The sequence below is a fragment of the Caulobacter sp. 602-1 genome (assembly GCF_003931565.1).
Taxonomy (GTDB): domain Bacteria; phylum Pseudomonadota; class Alphaproteobacteria; order Caulobacterales; family Caulobacteraceae; genus Caulobacter.
Window position 1 is genome coordinate 1 of the sequence record NZ_RRYI01000045.1, and the last position, 363, is coordinate 363.

1 protein-coding gene is annotated in these 363 nt (G+C 64.5%); it reads right to left on the reverse strand.

Annotated features, from left to right (window positions below; translation table 11 throughout):
- Positions 1–363 (reverse strand): dihydropteroate synthase (locus tag EIK80_RS25170; protein WP_158624761.1); only part of this gene is annotated, 363 nt, incomplete at both ends.

Sequence of the window (363 nt, forward strand, 5' to 3'; positions counted from 1 at the left end):
CGGCAGCGCCCGCCTCGGTAAGCATCGCCGAGATGAAGCGTTTGCGGGACTGGCCGATCAGCACCGGATATCCAGTGGCGCGGAAGGTCTCGAGTCCGGTCAGCAGCGGCAGGTTGTGCTCGATGCCGGGCTTGGAGAAACCCAGGCCCGGGTCGATGATAATGCGCTCAGGCTTTACGCCGGCGGCCAGCACACCGTCGACTTGGCGCATGAGTTCGTCGTGTACGTCGGTCAATACACCGTGCTCGTAGACGGAGGTGTCTTGATCGGGGTTCGCGCCCTTGGAGCCGGCGAGCCAGCCGCGCCAATGCTGCACGATGTACAGGCAGTCGTGGTCGGCGACCACATGCGGCAGTTCGGCAT